This is a genomic window from Scandinavium sp., from assembly GCF_036271055.1.
GTDB lineage: Bacteria > Pseudomonadota > Gammaproteobacteria > Enterobacterales > Enterobacteriaceae > Scandinavium.
Genome location: NZ_DATBBJ010000062.1, coordinates 20,374 through 40,680, shown reverse-complemented (window position 1 = coordinate 40,680; position 20,307 = coordinate 20,374). Strand labels below are relative to the sequence as shown.

General features: G+C 54.8%; 19 protein-coding genes. 10 read left to right on the top strand and 9 right to left on the bottom strand.

Annotation, left to right across the window (positions count from 1 at the left end; all coding sequences use genetic code 11):
• The 4 genes from VH187_RS10495 to qseB form a co-directional block, all read right to left on the bottom strand.
• On the bottom strand, positions 1-309 hold a 309-nt coding region (locus VH187_RS10495), incomplete at its 3' end, for a putative quinol monooxygenase (protein WP_329701397.1).
• A 33-nt stretch (positions 310-342) separates the two neighbouring features.
• The gene (locus VH187_RS10490) at positions 343-924 is read right to left on the bottom strand and encodes an NAD(P)H-dependent oxidoreductase (RefSeq protein WP_329701396.1); all 582 of its coding nucleotides are present in this window, start codon (positions 922-924) and stop codon (positions 343-345) included.
• A 103-nt stretch (positions 925-1,027) separates the two neighbouring features.
• Positions 1,028-2,377 (bottom strand): quorum sensing histidine kinase QseC, encoded by a 1,350-nt coding sequence (gene qseC, locus VH187_RS10485; RefSeq protein WP_329701395.1) that lies wholly within the window; start codon positions 2,375-2,377, stop codon positions 1,028-1,030.
• On the bottom strand, positions 2,374-3,033 hold the full coding sequence (qseB, locus tag VH187_RS10480; RefSeq protein ID WP_329701394.1) for a quorum sensing response regulator transcription factor QseB: 660 nt from the start codon (positions 3,031-3,033) through the stop codon (positions 2,374-2,376). The genes qseC and qseB overlap by 4 nt, the downstream gene beginning before the upstream one ends.
• Before the next feature lie 151 nt (positions 3,034-3,184).
• Between qseB and VH187_RS10475 the strand changes: the two genes are divergently transcribed.
• The 6 genes from VH187_RS10475 to VH187_RS10450 all read left to right on the top strand — a co-directional run bounded on the left by VH187_RS10475 (position 3,185) and on the right by VH187_RS10450 (position 11,438).
• On the top strand, positions 3,185-3,586 hold the full coding sequence (locus VH187_RS10475; RefSeq protein WP_329701400.1) for a YgiW/YdeI family stress tolerance OB fold protein: 402 nt from the start codon (positions 3,185-3,187) through the stop codon (positions 3,584-3,586).
• A 122-nt stretch (positions 3,587-3,708) separates the two neighbouring features.
• The gene (locus VH187_RS10470) at positions 3,709-4,176 is read left to right on the top strand and encodes an AraC family transcriptional regulator (protein WP_329701393.1); all 468 of its coding nucleotides are present in this window, start codon (positions 3,709-3,711) and stop codon (positions 4,174-4,176) included.
• Between the two features lie 145 nt (positions 4,177-4,321).
• On the top strand, positions 4,322-6,586 hold the full coding sequence (gene parC / locus VH187_RS10465; protein ID WP_329701392.1) for a DNA topoisomerase IV subunit A: 2,265 nt from the start codon (positions 4,322-4,324) through the stop codon (positions 6,584-6,586).
• Between the two features lie 155 nt (positions 6,587-6,741).
• On the top strand, positions 6,742-7,482 hold the full coding sequence (locus tag VH187_RS10460; protein WP_329701391.1) for a 1-acylglycerol-3-phosphate O-acyltransferase: 741 nt from the start codon (positions 6,742-6,744) through the stop codon (positions 7,480-7,482).
• Between the two features lie 105 nt (positions 7,483-7,587).
• Positions 7,588-9,000, top strand: coding sequence for a cell division protein FtsP (ftsP, locus tag VH187_RS10455; protein WP_329701390.1), 1,413 nt, complete (start codon positions 7,588-7,590; stop codon positions 8,998-9,000).
• Between the two features lie 200 nt (positions 9,001-9,200).
• Positions 9,201-11,438 carry a YgiQ family radical SAM protein gene (locus VH187_RS10450; RefSeq protein WP_329701389.1) on the top strand — a complete coding sequence of 746 codons (2,238 nt, stop codon included), beginning with the start codon at positions 9,201-9,203 and terminating at the stop codon, positions 11,436-11,438.
• 42 nt (positions 11,439-11,480) lie between these two features.
• Here the strand turns inward: VH187_RS10450 and dkgA are convergent, their stop codons facing one another.
• Entirely contained in the window at positions 11,481-12,308 is an 828-nt protein-coding gene (gene dkgA / locus VH187_RS10445) for a 2,5-didehydrogluconate reductase DkgA (RefSeq protein WP_329701388.1), read from the bottom strand.
• 109 nt (positions 12,309-12,417) lie between these two features.
• Positions 12,418-13,581, bottom strand: coding sequence for an alcohol dehydrogenase (gene yqhD / locus VH187_RS10440; protein WP_329701387.1), 1,164 nt, complete (start codon positions 13,579-13,581; stop codon positions 12,418-12,420).
• Positions 13,582-13,776: 195 nt separating this feature from the next.
• Between yqhD and VH187_RS10435 the strand changes: the two genes are divergently transcribed.
• Positions 13,777-14,676, top strand: a complete 900-nt coding sequence (locus VH187_RS10435) for an AraC family transcriptional regulator (RefSeq protein ID WP_329701386.1) — start codon at positions 13,777-13,779, stop codon at positions 14,674-14,676.
• A 76-nt stretch (positions 14,677-14,752) separates the two neighbouring features.
• Here the strand turns inward: VH187_RS10435 and yghB are convergent, their stop codons facing one another.
• Together yghB and metC are read right to left on the bottom strand one after the other, a co-directional pair.
• Positions 14,753-15,412, bottom strand: a complete 660-nt coding sequence (gene yghB / locus VH187_RS10430; RefSeq protein WP_329701385.1) for a DedA family general envelope maintenance protein YghB — start codon at positions 15,410-15,412, stop codon at positions 14,753-14,755.
• A gap of 131 nt (positions 15,413-15,543) precedes the next feature.
• Positions 15,544-16,731: a cystathionine beta-lyase gene (gene metC / locus VH187_RS10425; RefSeq protein ID WP_329701384.1), complete on the bottom strand. Its 1,188-nt coding sequence runs from the start codon at positions 16,729-16,731 to the stop codon at positions 15,544-15,546.
• 251 nt (positions 16,732-16,982) lie between these two features.
• Between metC and exbB the strand changes: the two genes are divergently transcribed.
• The 3 genes from exbB to VH187_RS10410 all read left to right on the top strand — a co-directional run bounded on the left by exbB (position 16,983) and on the right by VH187_RS10410 (position 19,872).
• The gene (gene exbB, locus VH187_RS10420) at positions 16,983-17,714 is read left to right on the top strand and encodes a tol-pal system-associated acyl-CoA thioesterase (protein ID WP_329701383.1); all 732 of its coding nucleotides are present in this window, start codon (positions 16,983-16,985) and stop codon (positions 17,712-17,714) included.
• Positions 17,715-17,720: 6 nt separating this feature from the next.
• On the top strand, positions 17,721-18,146 hold the full coding sequence (gene exbD, locus VH187_RS10415; protein WP_329701382.1) for a TonB system transport protein ExbD: 426 nt from the start codon (positions 17,721-17,723) through the stop codon (positions 18,144-18,146).
• Between the two features lie 271 nt (positions 18,147-18,417).
• Positions 18,418-19,872, top strand: coding sequence for a methyl-accepting chemotaxis protein (locus VH187_RS10410; protein ID WP_329701381.1), 1,455 nt, complete (start codon positions 18,418-18,420; stop codon positions 19,870-19,872).
• On the opposite strand, the gene VH187_RS10405 is transcribed toward VH187_RS10410, so the two are convergent.
• A complete protein-coding gene (locus tag VH187_RS10405; RefSeq protein WP_329701380.1) occupies positions 19,873-20,304 on the bottom strand; it encodes a cytoplasmic protein in 432 nt (143 codons plus the stop codon).
• Positions 20,305-20,307 lie beyond the last annotated feature (3 nt).

Sequence of the window (20,307 nt, the reverse complement as noted above, 5' to 3'; positions counted from 1 at the left end):
CGCCGGTTCCAGAATACGGATATGGCTTTCCAGCACGTCGCCTTTGACGGCTTCGCTCCACGCTTTCATATGCGCGGTTTGCAAATGGGCTTCGAGATGGGCAACGGTTTCCCACAGTTCAACCATGGTGATGGAATCCGGTGCGGTGGCCTGGAAGCTGACGCCTGCGTCGTGGTCGACCATCGGCGCGTAGCCGTGGCAGCCTTCTTCTTTCAGCACGGTCGGAATAATTTTCGCGAACTGATCCAGAACCGCCTGACGGTGATGCTGGCCAGGACGGGTACGGATCTCAGCAATGACAGTTAACATGATAAACGCACTCCTTTGTATGCAGGCCTTCAGTTAAGCAAAAATCCCGGCAAGATGCTTGCGATATTCTGCTACATAGCGCGGCACGTCCGGCATTTTGATCACGTCGTTGGCGATAAAGGTCGGCAGCGCTTCCATGCCGAGGAACTGGTTGGCTTTATGGAATGGCAGGTATGCGCCGTCCACGCCGACGCCGTGGAAGAACTGGTCTTTCTCGGTGAAGGCTTCCATCGGTGCGTTCCAGGTCAGGGACAGCATGTATTTTTTGCCCTGGATCAGGCCGCCGGAGCCGTATTTTTTGCTGTCGTCGGAACGGGTACGTCCGTCGCTGGCATACAGTGAACCGTGGCCTTCGGTGAATACGTCATCGATGTATTTTTTCACGGTCCACGGCGCGCCCATCCACCAGCCCGGCATCTGCCAGATAACCGCGTCGGCCCACAGGAAGTTCTGCACTTCTGCTTTCACGTCGTAATCGCTGTCGGCACGAACAACACGGACTTCATGCCCGGCGTCGCGCAGATAGCCATCCGCGACCTCGGTCATGGTGTCGTTCAACTGGCCGTTGGAATGACCGAATTTTTTACCGCCGTTAATAATCAGGATCTTGCTCATCGTAATGCCTCAGGAATAAGTTTGCCGTTATTGTAACGTCTGGGGCAGTACGATGAAATTCGCAAAATGTGCAAAGTCTTTTGCTATACGCGCAATAATTGTGTTACCAGCTCACGCGCGCGATAAATCCACCGTCCGGAGCATTGCTGAAAACAACGGTCATCCGATGCAGCGCGGCGATGCGTTGCACGATGGATAAACCGAGGCCGCTGCCCGGTTCGTCCTGTCCTGGTGGGCGATAAAAACGCTCGCCGATACGGGCGAGGGCGTCGGCGCTGATGCCGGTGCCGTTGTCGCGTACCGTAAAATCGTGCGTGTTTAAGGTGACATCTACCGTGCTGCCGTTCGGGCTGTAACGCACGGCGTTATCCAGCAGATTACGCACCAGTAAACTGAGCAGCAGCGCCTGGCCTTTGCGTGTCGCATCCGGCGCGTTGACGTGCAGACGCAGTTCGATGCCCGCCTGCTGTGCCGGGTGATAAATGTCCATCACGGAGGATTGCAGCAAATCGGCCAGCCGGATTTGTTCGACGTCGTCCAGTTCGGCGAGGGAATCCAGCCTTGAGAGCGTTAACAGCTGTTCGACCAGACGCGTGGCCCGGTCGATGCCCGCATGAAGTTGAGAAAGTGCTTTCTCGCGGCTTTGCGGGTCATCCATCGACAGTTGCGCCACTTCCGTTTGCACTTTTAGCGCGGTCAGCGGGCTGCGTAATTCGTGGGCGGCATCGGACGTAAAGCGCCGTTCACGCATCATCATGACGTGAGAACGCGTAAACAGTTGATTTAGCGCTTCAACCAGCGGGCGCACTTCACCGGGCACACCTTCGGCACTCAGTTGTTCGTCAGAATCAGGCGTACGATTGCGTAGCGTGCGGGTCAGTTTTTTCAGCGGAGCCAGTTCGCGGCTCAGCAAAAGAATGAGCAGCAGCACCATCAGCGGCAGGGCGACCAGCCACGGCGCAAGTTGCGAAGTGACGATATCTAACGCCATCTCCTGGCGGTATTCCCATTCCTGGCCGACAGCGATGCGGTATTTTTCATCGGCGGTGGTTATCCATAAGAAGCGCCATTCGTCGTCGTCATTATTAATGCGCCCATCGTCAAAGCCTTCGCGACGATAGTGATAGGGAATATTCTGGCCGTTATCGCCGTCGTTCAGCACCATTCGCCCGTCGGTGGTAAAAATAGCGAAAGCCAGCGCGTCGTCGTCGAGATGCCCGTGCTTAATTTTCTTTTTGGTGCGTAACTGCGGCGACGCGACGCGCAGTTCGTTGAAGTCCATCACGATCAGACGCTTGGCGAACAGCATTTGTTGGGTATCAAACAGCTTGTTCAGCTTGTGCGTCGTTTGCTGCCAGGCGATGAAACTGGCGCAGCTCCAGGCGACCAGCGTGAGCAGAATAAACAGCAGCGTCAGGCGCAGACGCAGGCTCATGTTGCACAGAAATCTCATTGTTCACCCAGGGTGTAGCCGATACCGTGTACCGTGCGTATAAAAGTGCTGCCGAGTTTGCGGCGCAGGTGGTGGACGTGTACTTCAACGGCGTTACTGGAAACGTCGTCGTCCCAGTTATAGAGTTTTTCTTCGATGAGTTTACGGGGCAATACGCGCCCGGCGTTTCGCATCAGTAATTCAAGCAGGGCGAATTCTTTGGGTTTAAGCGCCAACGGTTCGTCGTTTAGCGTGGCCGTCAGACTGTCGGGGTTGAGCGTGACCGCGCCGTGACGCAACGCATTGCTGGCCTGACCATGCACGCGGCGAATGAGCGCTTCCAGACGGGCCGCCACTTCAATCAGCGCGAACGGTTTACACAGGTAATCGTCTGCGCCTAAGCGTAACCCTTCCACGCGTTGGGCGAGGGCATCGCGGGCGGTGAGGATAAGCACTGGTTCTTTGCGACCCTGAGCACGCCATTCACGCAAGATGTCCAGACCGTCGATGCCCGGCAACGTGAGGTCAAGGATCACCGCATCATACGGCGCGGTGTACAGCGCGGCTTTGCCTTCTTCACCGCGTGTGAACCAGTCGAGCGTAAACCCCATTTTAACGAGTCCGGTTTTGAGTCCATCGCCAATCAGTTTGTCGTCTTCTACCAGTAAAATTCGCATCCTTTCGCCCCGTTTTGCCGCATAATTACCGTCAGTAAACGCGCGCGAGACGAGACTGTACAGTAAAAAATTATCTTTTTACGCCTTAAGAACTCGTTAAGTTTTGCACGGTTAAATGGACCTGAAACATCAATGAAAGGGATAAATTATGATGAAGAAAACGTTAGCAATGGCGGCCATTGTGGCCTTAATGTCAGCCCCTGTTTTTGCCGCAAATACTCAGGGCGGTTTCTCAGGCCCGGGTTCTACGACAACGACCAGCCAGAGCGGCGGGTTTGTTGGCCCTAACGGCACGGTAACGACTGTCGAACAAGCAAAGTCACTGCGCGATGACGCGTGGGTCACGCTGCGCGGAACGATCGTTGAGCGCCTGTCAGACGACCGTTACACCTTTAAAGATGCCACCGGCACCATGAACGTTGATATCGACCATAAACGCTGGAACGGCGTGACCATTACTCCGCAAGACGTAGTGGAAATTCAGGGCGAAGTCGATAAAGACTGGAACTCCGTGGAAATCGACGTGAAGCAAATCAACAAAGTCAGCAAATAATCCCCCTCGTGCCGTCGCATCTGCGGCGGTGCTGTTCCTCCCTCTGATATACTTTCGCAAGACTGGTCAGGTTAGTTATCGCCTGATCCCGCCAAATCGGCCATCAGCAGGAGCAACAAACGATGGATGTAAAAATCGTCGATTTCCCGCAAACCAAAGTCGCGATGCTGCAACACCGTGACAACCCGGAGCGGCTCAACGCCAGCGTGGCAACCTTTATTGAATGGCGTAAAAGCAGCGGACTCTCTCCGGTTCGTCAAAGTCAAACCTACGGCATTGCCTGGGATGATCCGGCAACAACGTTACCGGAGGCGTTCCGTTTTGATATCTGCGGCAGCGTTTCTGAAACTATTCCTGATAACGCCTTTGGGGTGATCAACGGTGAAATCGCCGGAGGGCGCTACGCGGTAGGGTGTCATTATGGGTCACTGGATAACGTCTCGCAGACCGTGTGGGCGCTGTTCCGCGATTGGTTGCCGGGCAGCGGAGAGACGCTGCGCGACGCGCCTGTGTTCTTCCACTACGTGAATATGATCAACGATGTGCCAGAGCATGAACTGAAAACGGAAATCTATCTTCCGCTGGTGTGAAAGCGGCGTTGGGTGCTGCGCCGTAGCACGGGCCTGCGGCGGTAAAACTGCTTATCCCCTGTGACTCCGCGCGTCAGATAATGTACTATCTGCGGCAATATTGCCCCCTACATGGCTGGGCGAATTTGTTAAGGAATCACAATTAATGAGCGATATGGCAGAGCGCCTTGCGCTACATGAGTTTACGGAAAAAGCGTACCTTGACTACTCGATGTACGTCATCATGGACCGCGCATTACCGTATATCGGCGATGGCCTGAAACCGGTCCAGCGCCGCATTGTTTACGCAATGTCCGAGCTGGGCCTGAGCGCCAGCGCTAAATTCAAGAAATCCGCCCGTACGGTCGGCGACGTGTTGGGTAAATACCACCCGCACGGCGACAGCGCCTGTTATGAGGCGATGGTGCTGATGGCGCAGCCGTTCTCCTATCGTTATCCGCTGGTCGACGGCCAGGGGAACTGGGGGGCACCGGATGATCCGAAGTCCTTCGCCGCGATGCGTTATACCGAATCGCGTCTGTCGAAATATGCCGAAGTGCTGCTCGGCGAACTGGGGCAAGGCACCGTTGACTGGCTGCCAAACTTCGATGGCACCATGCAGGAACCGCGCATGTTACCGGCGCGCCTGCCGAATATTCTGCTCAACGGCACCACCGGGATTGCGGTGGGCATGGCGACGGATATTCCTCCGCACAACGTGCGTGAAGTCGCTAAAGCTGCGATCACGCTGATTGAAAAACCGCAAACCACGCTCGATGACCTGCTGGATATCGTGCAAGGCCCGGATTACCCGACCGAAGCGGAAATCATCACTTCTCGTGCCGACATCCGTAAAATCTACCAGAGCGGTCGCGGCTCCGTGCGTATGCGTGCGGTGTGGAAGAAAGAAGATGGCGCGGTCGTCATTACGGCGCTGCCGCACCAGGTTTCCGGCGCGCGCGTGCTGGAGCAAATCGCCAGCCAAATGCGCAACAAAAAGCTGCCGATGGTTGACGATCTGCGTGATGAATCCGATCACGAAAACCCAACGCGTCTGGTCATCGTTCCGCGTTCCAACCGTGTGGATATGGAGCAGGTGATGAGTCACCTGTTCGTCACCACCGATCTGGAAAAAAGCTACCGTATCAACCTGAACATGATCGGCCTGGATAACCGTCCACAGGTGAAAAACCTGCTGGAAATCCTGACCGAATGGCTGGCGTTCCGTCGCGATACCGTGAGCCGTCGCCTGAACTACCGCCTGGAGAAAGTACTCCGACGCCTGCATATCCTCGAAGGTTTGCTGGTGGCGTTCCTCAACATCGACGAAGTAATTGAAATCATTCGTGGTGAAGATGAGCCGAAACCGGCCCTGATGTCGCGCTTTGGGATTAGCGAGACTCAGGCCGAAGCGATCCTCGAACTGAAATTACGTCACCTCGCCAAGCTGGAAGAGGTGAAGATTCGTGGTGAGCAGAACGATCTCGAAAAAGAGCGCGATCACATTCAGTCAATCCTCGCTTCCGATCGCAAGATGAGCAACCTGCTGAAGAAAGAGCTGCAGGCCGATGCCGAAGCGTTCGGCGATGACCGTCGTTCTCCGCTGCGCGAGCGCGAAGAAGCGAAGGCCATGAACGACCATGACATGCTGCCGTCTGAGCCTGTCACGATTGTGCTGTCACAAATGGGCTGGGTGCGTAGCGCCAAAGGCCACGATATTGACGCACAAGGACTAAGTTACAAAGCGGGCGATAGCTGGAAAGCATCGGCGAAGGGCAAGAGCAATCAGCCAGTGGTGTTTGTCGATACCACGGGCCGCAGCTACGCCATTGACCCTATTACGCTGCCGTCAGCGCGCGGACAGGGCGAGCCGCTGACCGGCAAGCTGACGCTGCCGCCGGGTGCGACCGTCAACCACATGTTGATGGAAAATGACGATCAAAAACTGTTGATGGCGTCCGATGCCGGTTACGGTTTCGTCTGTACCTTCAATGATTTGGTAGCGCGTAACCGTGCGGGTAAAGCGCTTATCACCTTGCCTGAAAATGCGAAAGTGATGCCGCCGCTGGTGATTGAAAATGAGTCCGATATGCTGCTGGCGATAACCCAGGCTGGCCGCATGTTGATGTTCCCGCTGACCGATCTGCCGCAGTTGTCGAAAGGCAAGGGCAACAAGATTATCGGCGTTCCGTCCGCAGATGCGGCGAGCGGCGCTGATGGCCTGGCGCATCTCTACATTCTGCCGCCGCAGAGTACGCTCACAATTCATGTCGGCAAACGTAAGATCAAGCTGCGTCCTGAAGAGCTGCAAAAAGTTACTGGCGAACGCGGTCGTCGCGGTACGTTGATGCGTGGCTTGCAGAAAATCGACAAGATAGACATTGATTCTCCGTTGCGACCACGTCCGGACACGGGCGACAGCGAAGAGTAATCCCGAGCCCCTTCCACCCGGAAGGGGCTATAAATTTTGCGGCAAAACCGTTGTTAATTCGTGCGTTGCGATTAACAATACCCTATTAAGGGTTCTGCAAGTCACATCCCCTGGCCGGTATATAACTCTAAGCGGTCAGGATCTCAGAGGTAGCTATGCTATTGATTTTTCGCGCAATCATCGTTGTCATTTACTGCATCCTGGTGTGCATTTTTGGCTGCATTTATTGTCTGTTCAGCCCACGTAATCCTAAACACGTCGCGACGTTTGGTCATCTGTTTGGCCGAATGGCACCGGTTTTAGGCCTCAAGGTAGAGAAACGTCTCCCACAAGGGTATGAAAACTTTGGCAATGCCATTTATATCGGTAACCATCAGAATAACTACGATATGGTGACAGCGGCGAACATCGTCGTACCGCCAACGGTGACCGTGGGTAAGAAAAGCCTGCTGTGGGTGCCGTTTTTTGGCCTGCTGTACTGGCTGACCGGTAACCTGCTGATCGATCGTAACAACCGCGCTAAAGCGCATACCACTATCTCTGAAGTGGTGAATGCGTTTAAAAACCGCAAGATCTCTTTCTGGATGTTCCCGGAAGGCACCCGCAGCCGTGGTCGCGGTCTGCTGCCGTTTAAAACCGGTGCTTTCCACGCTGCGATTGCGGCGGGCGTGCCGATCATTCCTGTGTGCGTTTCCAATACATCGAATAAAATTAACCTGAACCGCCTCAATAACGGTTTAGTGATCGTCGAAATGTTGCAGCCGATTGATACCAGCGCCTGGGGCAAAGATCAGGTGCGTGAGCTGGCCGCCCATTGCCGCGAAGTGATGATGGCGAAAATCGCCGAGCTCGATCAGGAAGTGGCTGAACGCGAAGCGGCACAAAAGAAAAAATAAGAGCCACAGCCCGTCGTCATGCCGTTATCGACATCACGCGGGCGTATGTGAACTCAGCTTGGGAACGGTTTCCCTCTGTTTAGTAGTCAGTTTCATGGAGTTAATATGTCACTCAGTCGGCGTCAGTTTATTCAGGCATCAGGAGTAGCACTTTGTGCAGGTACTGTGCCGCTGAGGGCGAATGCGGCAGGGCAACAGCCTGCCTTGCCGGTTCCGCCGCTGCTCGAATCTCGCCGTGGACAGCCTCTGTTTTTAACCCTGCAACGCGCGCACTGGTCTTTCACCCAGGGCACTCGCGCGCCAGTGTGGGGCATTAACGGTCGCTATCTCGGGCCAACCATTCGCGTCTGGAACGGCGATGACGTGAAACTGATTTACAGTAACCGTCTGACAGAAAACGTGGCGATGACCATTCGTGGTCTGCAAGTGCCGGGGCCTTTGATTGGTGGTGCTGCGCGTATGATGTCGCCGAACGCCGACTGGGCACCGGTTCTGCCGATTCGTCAGAGTGCTTCAACGTTGTGGTATCAGGCCAACACCCCGAACCATATGGCGCAGCAGGTCTACAATGGCCTGGCGGGAATGTGGCTGATTGAAGATGATGTAAGTAAGTCCTTACCTATCCCGAACCACTACGGCGTGGACGACTTCCCGGTGATTATTCAGGACAAACGCCTGGATAATTTCGGGGCACCTGAGTATAGCGAACCGGGCAGCGGTGGCTTTGTCGGTGACACCCTAATGGTCAACGGCGCGCAAAGCCCGTACGTCGAAGTGTCTCGCGGCTGGGTGCGTTTGCGCCTGCTGAACGCCTCCAACTCGCGCCGTTATCTGCTCCAGATGAGCGATGGTCGTGCGCTGCACGTAATTTCAGGCGACCAGGGTTTCCTGCCTGCGCCTGTTTCGGTGAAGCAGCTGTCGCTTGCTCCGGGTGAGCGTCGTGAAATTCTGGTCGATATGACTAACGGCGATGAAGTGTCGATCACCTGTGGTGAAGCGGCGGGGATTGTCGACCGTATCCGCGGCTTCTTCGAGCCATCGAGCATTCTGATTTCCACGTTGGTACTGACGCTGCGCCCGACCGGTTTGCTGCCGCTGGTCACTGACAGCCTGCCGATGCGCCTGCTGCCGGAAGAAATCATGACCGGTACGCCTATCCGCAGCCGCGATTTTACGCTGGGAGACGATCCGGGCATTAACGGTCAGCTTTGGGATCCGCAGCGTGTGGATGTCACCGCCCAACAGGGAAGCTGGGAACGCTGGACGCTACGCGCCGACAGTCCGCAGTCTTTCCATATTGAAGGCGTGATGTTCCAGATCCGCAACGTCAATGGCGCGATGCCGTTCCCGGAAGACAGAGGCTGGAAAGACACGGTTTGGATCGATGGTCAGGTTGAGCTGCTGGTGTACTATGGCCAGCCGTCATGGCCGCATTTCCCGTTCCAGTTTGCCAGTCAGACGCTGGAGTTAGCCGACCGCGGTTCGATTGGTCAGATTCTGGTGAATCCGACGCCTTAATACGCTACGCCAACTGTATCGCCCGGCGGCGCTTCGCTGGCACGGGCCTACAGAATACGGCTTTCCTACGCCACTGGGGTTTCGCGCCTACATCTTACATTTGTAAACATTGTCGGCCGTCAAACTTCCCCTTCATTTTCTGACGCCATTCAGCGTATAATCCCCGCCTTTTGCACCCTTTTTAACCACCCGGAAGCACTATGAGCGCAATTTCCCTGATCCAACCGGATCGCGATCTCTTCTCCTGGCCCCAATATTGGGCGGCCTGTTTTGGCCCCGCCCCTTTTTTACCAATGTCTCGGGAAGAGATGGATCAACTCGGCTGGGATAGCTGCGACATCATCATGGTTACGGGCGACGCGTATGTCGATCACCCGAGCTTCGGGATGGCGATTTGTGGACGTATGCTTGAAGCCCAGGGCTTCCGTGTAGGGATCATTTCCCAGCCGGACTGGAACAGCAAAGAAGATTTCATGCGTCTGGGCAAACCGAACCTGTTCTTCGGCGTGACCGCTGGCAACATGGACTCGATGATCAACCGTTACACCGCAGACCGTAAGTTGCGCCACGACGACGCCTACACCGCTGATAACCTGGCGGGTAAACGCCCGGATCGTGCAACGCTGGTTTATACCCAACGCTGTAAAGAAGCCTGGAAAGACGTGCCGGTGATCCTCGGCGGTATCGAGGCGAGTCTGCGTCGTTCCGCGCATTACGATTACTGGTCTGATACCGTGCGCCGTTCAGTGCTGGTGGACTCCAAAGCCGACATGCTGATTTTCGGCAACGGTGAGCGTCCGTTGGTGGAAGTTGCGCATCGTCTGGCGATGGGTGAGCCGGTGACTGAGATCCGCGATGTGCGTAACACCGCGATCATGGTCAAAGAAGCGCTGCCAGGCTGGAGTGGCGTCGATTCCACGCGTCTCGACACGCCGGGTAAAATCGACCCGATCCCGCATCCTTATGGTGAAGATCTGCCGTGTGCGGATAACAAACCAGTTGAGCCGCAAAAAGCCGAAGCTAAAGCGATTACCATTCAGCCGCCGAAGCCAAAGCCGTGGGAGAAAACCTACGTGCTGCTGCCTTCCTACGAGAAGGTGAAGGGCGACAAAGTGCTGTACGCGCACGCCTCACGTATTCTGCATCATGAAACCAACCCGGGCTGCGCCCGTGCGCTGATGCAAAAGCATGGCGACCGTTTTATCTGGCTGAACCCGCCAGCGATCCCGCTTTCCACCGATGAGATGGACAGCGTGTTTGCGCTGCCGTACAAGCGTGTGCCGCATCCGGCATACGGCGACAGCCGCATTCCGGCTTACGAAATGATCCGCTTCTCGGTCAACATCATGCGCGGCTGCTTCGGCGGGTGTTCATTCTGTTCGATAACCGAGCACGAAGGGCGCATCATTCAGAGCCGTTCCGAAGAGTCAGTCATCAACGAGATCGAAGCTATTCGCGACACAGTGCCTGGCTTTACCGGCATAATCTCCGATCTTGGTGGCCCAACTGCCAACATGTACATGTTGCGCTGTAAATCGCCGCGCGCCGAGCAGACTTGCCGCCGTCTTTCCTGCGTTTATCCGGACATCTGTCCGCACATGGACACCAACCATGAGCCGACGATCAATCTGTATCGCCGTGCGCGTGATCTGAAAGGCATCAAGAAGATCCTGATTGCCTCCGGTGTGCGTTACGACATTGCGGTTGAAGATCCGCGCTACATCAAAGAACTGGCAACCCACCACGTGGGCGGCTATCTGAAGATTGCGCCGGAACACACCGAAGAAGGCCCGCTGTCGAAAATGATGAAGCCGGGAATGGGAAGTTATGACCGCTTTAAAGAGCTGTTTGACACCTATTCGAAACAGGCCGGGAAAGAGCAGTATCTGATCCCTTACTTCATCTCTGCGCACCCGGGCACCACCGACGATGACATGGTTAACCTGGCGCTGTGGCTGAAGAAGAACCGCTTCCGTCTCGATCAGGTGCAGAACTTCTATCCATCGCCGCTCGCTAACTCGACCACCATGTATTACACCGGCAAGAACCCGCTGAGTAAGATTGGTTACAAGAGCGAAGAGGTCTTTATCCCGAAAGGCGATAAACAGCGTCGTCTGCACAAAGCGCTGTTGCGCTACCACGATCCGGCAGGCTGGCCGATGATTCGTCAGGCGCTGGAAGCGATGGGCAAAAAGCATTTGATCGGCGGACGCCGTGAATGTCTGGTGCCGTCACCGACGCTGGATGAAATGCGTGAAGCGCGTCGCCAGAGCCGTAATGCGCAGCCTGCGCTGACCAAACATACGCCGGTTACGCATCAGCGCAATCCGGGGGCGAAAAAGCCTGCGAATGGCAAGGCAAAACCGGGCGCATCCACACCGCGAAATGTCAGTGGGCGTCCCCCGAAACCTGTCGCTAAGCGAGCAGCGAAGCCATAAAAAAACGCCCGGTCAATTGACCGGGCGTTTTGCATTCAGGCGTTAACCGCCGAACTGATCGGGATCCGGGCCGAGCCGTTTACCCTGATCCAGTTTGGCGATTTCGCCCAGCTCGTCTTTATCCAGACGGAAATCCCAGACGTCGAAGTTTTCCGCAATACGCGTTGGCGTGACCGATTTCGGGATAACCACCAGGCCGCTGTCGAGATGCCAGCGAATGACAATCTGCGCCGGGGTTTTACCGTATTTTTCCGCCAGATGGCGAATGATGGTTTGATCGAAAACGCCTTCACCGCCCTGCGCCAGCGGGCTCCAGGATTCGGTCTGGATCTTGTGCGTCGCGTTCCAGGAATGCAATTGACGCTGTTGCATCAGAGGATGAAGTTCAATCTGGTTAATGACCGGCGTGACGCCTGTTTCGTCGATCAGCCGTTGCAGGTGATGCACCTGGAAATTACACACGCCGATGCTTTTCACCAGACCCTGCTCTTGCAGCTTAATCAGGCCACGCCAGGCTTCAACGTAGTGATCGATTGCCGGAACCGGCCAGTGCATCAGATACAGATCGACAAAATCGAGCTGCAGTTTATCGAGACTTTCCTGTAAGGCTTCTGCCGGGCGCTTCTGATCGTCATTCCACAGTTTAGTGGTGATGAACAGTTCATCGCGCGCGACGCCTGCGCTGGCTAATGCTTTGCCTACGCCATCCTCATTTTTGTACGCAGCGGCGGTATCAATAGAACGATAGCCGACCTCCAGCGCCTTATGAATGGCGGTAACGACTTCCTCGTTGCCTGCTTTCCACACGCCGAGTCCCAGTTGCGGCATCACATTGCCGTCCTGGAGCTTGATTAGTGTTGGATGTGTCATGCATTCCTCCTTATATGAAATTCACCGAAGCAAGAGCCGCACTCCGGTGAATGAGTAACATTAAGTCTGGACGAAATACGAGAAAACGAAAGGTTAAACGGAAAAACCCTTAGCGAGCCGCTTCGTAAATGCGACGGCTGACGTCGAGAGTAATATCCTGATTTTCACCGATTTGCGTCATACCGTGCGCTTCCAGTTTTTTCAGCAGAGCAGGGATGGAGCTGCCATCAAGACCGTAACCGGACAGGCGCGTTGGTACACCCATCGCTTCGAAGAACTCGCGAGTGGCAGCGATAGCGGCGTCGATACGCGCATCTTCAGAGCCATCGGTGATGTTCCAGACGCGTTCTGCGTATTGCAGCAATTTAGCGCGTTTGGTGTCGCGTTTTTCGTTCCAAAGTGATGGCAGAACAACCGCTAACGTTTGTGCGTGATCCAGACCGTGCATCGCAGTCAGTTCATGGCCGAGCATATGCGTTGCCCAATCCTGCGGCACGCCTGAGCCAATCAGACCATTCAGCGCCTGCGTTGCCGCCCACATCACGTTGGCGCGCACGTCGTAATTTTCCGGTTCTTTCAGCGCTTTCGGGCCTTCTTCAATCAGCGTCAGCAGAATGCCTTCGGCGAAACGGTCCTGAATTTTGGCATTGACCGGATAAGTGACGTACTGCTCAACGGTGTGAATGAACGCATCGACTATGCCGTTCGCTACCTGGCGCGGCGGCAGGGTATAGGTGTAAACCGGGTCAAGTACGGCAAATACAGGCTGCACGTTCGGGTTCATGAACGCCTGTTTGTCGCCCGTGGTTTTACGGGAAATAACCGCGCCCATATTGGATTCAGAACCGGTGGCTGGCAGCGTCAGCACTGATCCCATCGGGATAGCGCTTTTAATGTCGCGACCGCCGGTTTCCAGAATGTGCCATGGATCGACGCCATCAGTGTAGTGGGCTGCTGCTGCGATAAATTTAGTACCGTCCAGAACAGAACCGCCGCCGACAGCCAGCAGGAAAGTGATTTTCTCTTCGCGGACGATTTTGACTGCATTCATCAGCGTTTCATAAGAGGGGTTAGGTTCGATGCCGCCAAATTCCAGCACGTCGAGACCATCGAGTGCGCTCAGCACCTGGTCCAGCACGCCAGTTTTTTTGACGCTGCCGCCGCCGTAAGTAATAAGAACGCGCGCATCCGCAGGGATTTGAGCACGCAAGTCTGTGATAGCGCCTTTACCAAACAAAATGCGGGTTGGTGTGTGTAAGTTGAAATTAAACATGGCTTGTTCCCTGAGTTACGGGTGAAAAAGACGGCAGCAACGGGGCTACCTGATGGAGTGTATTGTGGTCTTGTCGCCTGTTCGTCTCAATGCACATTCCTGCCGATGTATTGCCCATTTCTCCGGTTGGCTGGAGAATATGGGTATAATTGTCCACAATGCATCCATCGTAATACGTTTCGGATACCCGCAAAAATGAACCGTGAAGAGACCTGTTTGCTGCTAACAGAAAAGATTAAGCAGCTGAAAAATAATGAGGAAAAACTCCTTCAAGTGCTGCCGGATATTCGTTTGCTGTATGGCACTCAGCCGGGAACCCGCACGCCAGTGATGTACCAACCCGGCATCATATTTCTCTTTTCGGGCCATAAAATTGGTCATATCAACGAGCGCGTTTTTCGCTACGACGCCACGGAATACCTGCTGCTGACGGTGCCACTGCCGTTTGAATGTGAAACCTTTGCCACGCCAGAAGTGCCGCTAGCGGGATTGCGACTGAACGTCGATATTCTGCAACTGCAGGAGCTGTTGATGGATATCGGTGAAGATGAGTTGTTCCAGCCGTCGATGGCGGCAAGCGGAATAAATTCCGCCAGGCTGTCTGACGAAATACTTTGTGCTGCCGAACGCCTGCTCGATGTCATGGAGCGCCCACTGGACGCACGAATACTTGGCAAACAGATTATCCGCGAAATGCTCTATCACGTGCTTATGGGGCCGCGCGGCGGCGCGCTGCTGGCACTGGTGAGCCGTCAGACGCATTTCAGCCTGATCAGTCGGGTCTTAAAGCGCATTGAAAGTCAGTACACCGAAAACCTCAGCGTTGACCAACTGGCGGCGGAAGCCAACATGAGTGTCTCGGCGTTTCACCACAATTTCAAATCGGTGACCAGCACCTCGCCATTGCAGTACCTGAAATCTTACCGCCTGCATAAAGCACGGATGATGATGGTGCACGACGGGTTGAAAGCCAGCACGGCGGCAATGAAAGTGGGTTATGAAAGTGCATCGCAGTTTAGCCGGGAGTTTAAGCGCTACTTTGGTATCACGCCGGGGGAAGATGCGGCGCGAATTCGGGGAATGCAGGGCGTTTAACGGGGTGTGTATGGGTATTCTTTAAGGCGTGTCGCCCCGGTAAGCAAAGTGCCACCGGGGAAATCAGGCAGCACTCTCAGGCGCTGCAATACTTCTTCTTAATCACCACGAAGACGGTGCCGAGCAAACCGGCGACCAGCAGGAAAATTGGCAGGATCATCAGGAACGTCATCACCTGATCTTCATGGCGTTTAACGAACGGGATCATGCTTATCGCATAGCCCAGACTGGTGACGACGCCGACCCACAGTAAGGCGCTCAGCCAGTTAAAGAACTGGAAGCGGCGGTTTGACAGACCAGAGATGCCCGCCATGGTAGGCAGCAGAGTGCGAATAAAGGCCAGGAAGCGCCCGGCGAGCAGTGCCAGTAAACCGTGGCGGTCAAACATGCAGGTGGCGCGCTCGTGATATTTCACCGGCAGCTGCGCCAACCAACCTTTAACCATCTTGGTATTGCCGAGCCAGCGGCCCTGAATGTAGCTCAGCCAGCAGCCAAGGCTGGCTGCGGCGGTCAAAATGGCTAACGTCGGGATGAAATCCATCACGCCTTTGGCAATCAGCGCCCCAGCGAGCAGCAACAGGCTATCCCCCGGCAAAAAAGACGCGGGCAGCAGGCCGTTTTCCAGAAACAGCGTTGCAAACATTACCAGATAAACAATGCCCACTACGTGGGGATCCGCCAGCGCGGCAAAATCATGCTGCCAAAGCGCGGCGGCAATCTCCTGGATAACAACCATGGACTTTCCTGTGTACTGACATTTTCGGGGTATTGTACTCCTGAATCGCCCGGGATGCCTTGATCCGGGGCGCAACAATGCAGGCAGTTTTTGCAGGGACTGTCTGAAATTGTGTCCATCGAGTTGCCACTTTACACGATGCGTTCAAAACCCGCCGATAAATCGAGGAGAAGATCGTCCACATTTTCTAAACCGATGTGCAAACGGATCAGCGTCCCGCTGAAATCCGGTTTCCCTTCAGGGCGTATTTCAGCGAGTTGTTCCGGCTGAGTCGGCAGGATCAACGACTCAAAACCGCCCCAGGAATACGCCATGCCAAACAGGGTAAAGTTATCGAGATAGGCTGAAAGCTCGGCATCGTTAAGCCGTTTTTTGAGAACGAATGAGAAAAGACCGCTGCTACCTGTAAAGTCTCGTTTCCAAAACTCATGGCCTTTACTGCCCGGCAGGGCCGGATGATTCACCCGTTCAACCTGCGGATGCTGCGCCAGCCATTCAGCCACTTTCAGGCTGCTTTCGTGATGCTGACGTAAACGCACACCGAGCGTACGCAGGCCACGGCTGGTCATGTAAGCGGTATCGGCATCCACCATTTGGCCCATCAGATAGGCGTTCTCTCGCAGTTGATCCCAGCAACGGGCATTCGCCACGGCGGTGCCAATCATCCCATCGGAATGACCAATCAGATATTTGGTGGCAGCCTGAATGGAAATGTCGATATCAAACTTCAGCGCTTTGAACAGCACGCCTGCGGCCCAGGTGTTATCAATCATAATGATGGCCTCTGGCGCGACACGGCGAACGGCACTCACGATCGCCGGCACGTCATGCACTTCCATCGTAATAGAGCCGGGAGATTCCAGGAACACCACTTTGGTATTGGGCTGAATCAACTCGGCGATGCCTGCGCCAATCAGCGGGTCGAACCAACCGGTGATGACACCCAATTTGGCGAGAATTTTGGTGCAGAAATCCTGGCTCGGTTCGTAGGCGCTGTTGGTCATCAGCACGTGATCGCCCTGTTCAACAAACGCCAGAATGGTGTTGGCAACCGCCGCCGCACCGCATGGGAAGAGGGCGCAACCCGCGCCGCCCTCCAGTTCGCACATCGCATCCTGCAACGAGAAATGAGTCAGCGTGCCACGACGACCGTAAAACAACTCACCTTTGGCGCGGTTACGGGTGGCATGTTTTTTGGCTTCGACGGTGTCGAAAACAAGGGATGACGCGCGCTGAATCACGCTGTTCACCGAGCCCTGGGTATATTTTTTACTGCGGCCAGCGTTCACCAGCACGGTATCGAGTTGCTTATCGGACATGTTCGCTCCATCTATTTTTATACGTCTGGACGTCTAAACTAACATGATTGTTGCGGGATGTACGTCAGACAACCAGATTAAGCAGAAAATTTTGCCAGAAGAAGGCAAAGCACCTTTTTTACTGCGTGAGCGCAATGAAAGTTAGCGATGATTGCGTCAATATGTAAATAGTAATGAGAACGACTATCAATTCGACGCTATTTTGATATTATTACGTTCAGAATTTGTGATTTAGATCCTGGAGAAACAGAGTGGGTAATAATTTGATGCAGGCGGATCTCTCCGTTTGGGGTATGTATCATCATGCCGACATCGTGGTGAAAGTGGTTATGATCGGCCTGATTCTGGCATCGGTTGTTACTTGGGCCATCTTCTTCAGTAAAAGTACGGAACTGCTGTCGCAAAAGCGTCGACTCAAGCGTGAGCAACAGCTGTTGGGCGAAGCCCGCACCCTGAACCAGGCCAGCGAAATTGCCGCCGCTTTCCCGGCGAAAAGCCTCAGCGTTCAGTTGCTGAATGAAGCGCAAAACGAGCGCGAACTCTCCGAAGGCGCGGAAGATAACGAAGGGATCAAAGAGCGTACCGGTTTCCGTCTCGAACGCCGTGTAGCTGCTGCCGGTCGTCATATGGGCCGGGGTAACGGTTATCTGGCAACTATCGGTGCGATCTCACCGTTTATTGGTCTGTTCGGCACCGTTTGGGGCATCATGAACAGCTTCATCGGTATTGCGCAGACGCAGACCACAAACCTTGCGGTCGTTGCGCCGGGTATCGCAGAAGCGCTGCTGGCAACGGCTATCGGCCTGTTTGCCGCGATCCCTGCCGTGGTTATCTACAACATTTTCGCCCGTATGATTGGCAGCCATAAAGCGCTGCTCGGTGATGTGGCGGCGCAGGTTCTGCTGCTGCAAAGCCGTGACCTCGACCTTAATGATAGCGGTGCTCAGCCGGTGCGTACCGCCCAGAAATTACGGGTAGGGTGATCGCCAATGGCAATGCGTCTCAACGAAAATCTGGACGATAACGGCGAAATGCATGAAATCAACGTGACGCCTTTTATCGACGTCATGCTGGTTCTGCTGATTATCTTCATGGTGGCAGCTCCGCTTGCTACTGTTGATGTGAAAGTGAATCTGCCAGCGTCTTCCAGCCAGCCGCAGCCGCGTCCGGAAAAACCGGTTTATCTGTCGGTGAAAGCGGATAACACCATGTTCCTCGGCAATGATCCGATTACCGATGAGACTATGGTAAACGCAATCAACGCGCTGACCGAAGGCAAGAAAGACACCACCATCTTCTTCCGCGCGGATAAAACCGTGAACTACGAGACGATGATGAAAGTGATGGATACCCTGCATCAGGCGGGTTATCTCAAAATCGGTCTTGTGGGCGAGGAGCACGCTGCCGCGAAATAATCGCGCTGATAAATGCAAGAACCGGCCACGTGCCGGTTTTTTTATGCCCGAAACTGCCTGATTTAACCCGGTTCGGCCGACGCTTGCACTGACTAAAATAAAATCTCTAACTGGCTGATATATCCTGTTTTTTCGCGGCAGGTTTCACCGCTAATTATTTTCCTTCGCCGCTGGCGCACGCCTTAAACCTCTCTACGCTTAGTCAGGAACATCATAAAAAAGCGCCGTGAAAACGGGGCATAACATTACCTGCAAAGCATGGGGATCCAACATGACCCTCCCGACCTTACTCGACACAGCTTCTCCTTCTCGTGACTTGATTTCGCTGACTGCCATTCGCCAACGGGCTGACCGCCTGATGCTGGCACTGGTCTGGATCTTGTGGCTTGTTTGCCTGGCCTTCGGCGTAATGACCGGGCAAGCCGCGCTGGCACTGATCGCGAGCAGTTTACTGGCCGGGCTGGCGACACTGGCTTGCGTGTTGTTGCCTGGCAAGTTGGTGACACGCCTGCTGTTTGCCTTCATTTTGATGGCGTATTCCGCGCTGCTTATCCAGCTCGGCGGTGGTGAAACGGAATATCATTTCTCCGTGTTTGTTCTGCTGTCGGCGCTATTGGCCTGGCGCGATTGGAAACCCTTGCTGATGGGCGCGGCGGTGATTGCCGTGCACCATCTGACGTTCAACTATTTGCAGGAGTATGACCTGTTTGGCGTCGTGGTCTTCGCAATGGGGCCGGGGTTGGATATGGTCATCACGCATGCGGTATTTGTGGTGGTACAAACCGTTATCCTGGTGCTCATGGCGCTGCGTATGGAGCAGGATGCGCGCTCGGCCAGCGAAGTCGCCAAGTTGGCCTCCGTCATCAACCGTGAACCGGGGATCCTGACATTGACGCAGGATGCGCAGGCCAGTCACTCCTCCTTTGCCCGCACGTTCAGCCTGACGCTCGGCACCATGCGCAGCACACTGGTGCAGGTGACGCACGGCGTGACACAACTGCTTGATGATGCACAGACGCTGTTGCAGCGTAATACAGCGCTGTCGGAACGAACGGACAATCAGGCGCAATCGCTGGCGATCGCAGCCTGCGCGATGGAACAACTGCTGGGCGCAGCGGCGCAAACCAGTGAAAAGGCTAGCGAAGCGCGAGGGCTGGCGCTTCAGGCGAGCGACGTGGCGCAGCAGGGCGGGGAAAATATCCGTGCAGCGATGGCGTCAATGATCCACATTCGGAACGAATCGCTGCGTATTAACGGTATTCTGGAGCTTATTGACGGTATCGCTTTCCAGACCAATATTCTGTCGCTGAACGCCTCTGTGGAGGCGGCTAGGGCAGGTGAGCATGGCAAAGGTTTTGCTGTTGTGGCGGCGGAAGTACGCACCCTGGCGTTGCGCTGTGAAAGCGCGGCGAAAGAGATTCGCCAACTGATTGCGGTCTCGGTTGAAAGTACGCAGCAGGGGGCAAATCAGGTGGAGCAGGCCGGGAAAACGATGCAGGTGATGATTGGCAGTATTGAAAGTCTGCACGGGCTGGTGGAAGCCCTATCGTTGATGAGCGAACAGCAGCGCGCCAGCATTTTGCAGATTAATGGCAGCATCGCCAGCATTGATGCCAGCGTGCAGGAGAATGTGCAGCACGTGGCCCAGACGATGCAGGTAGCGCAGCAACAGCAGCGACAAACCGGGGAGTTGAAGACTGCAATTTCAGTCTTCAGACTGGTGTGATCAGGCTTTGATAGCGGCAGGCGTCGGGAGATGTTCTTCCGGCGCCACAATATTGACGCTGGCGGTTCGGCAGTTGCCGTCCGAAAGCTTACGTAGCAGGCGCAGAGTGGCGACTTCACGAGCCAGAATGTGCTGATAACTCGCTTCAATATGCGCAAGAATTTTCTCTTTGAGTTGCGGGTTGCGCTCAATGATTTCAGCTAATGCCGCACCGTAGATCTCTTCTTTTACCTGGAAGGCGTATATCTCCCGGCGGTACTGCCATTTCATGCGCACCAGCGCGGCGGGAATGGATACCAGCGCTTTTGCGGTTTCGTCAATCACCGCATTTTTTTCATTTTTCAGCGCCTGGAGATTATGCTGAAAAATGATCGCATCGCTTTTTTTATCGCCCAAAGTCAAATGCGCGTTATTATTATCAACGTCTTTCATTTT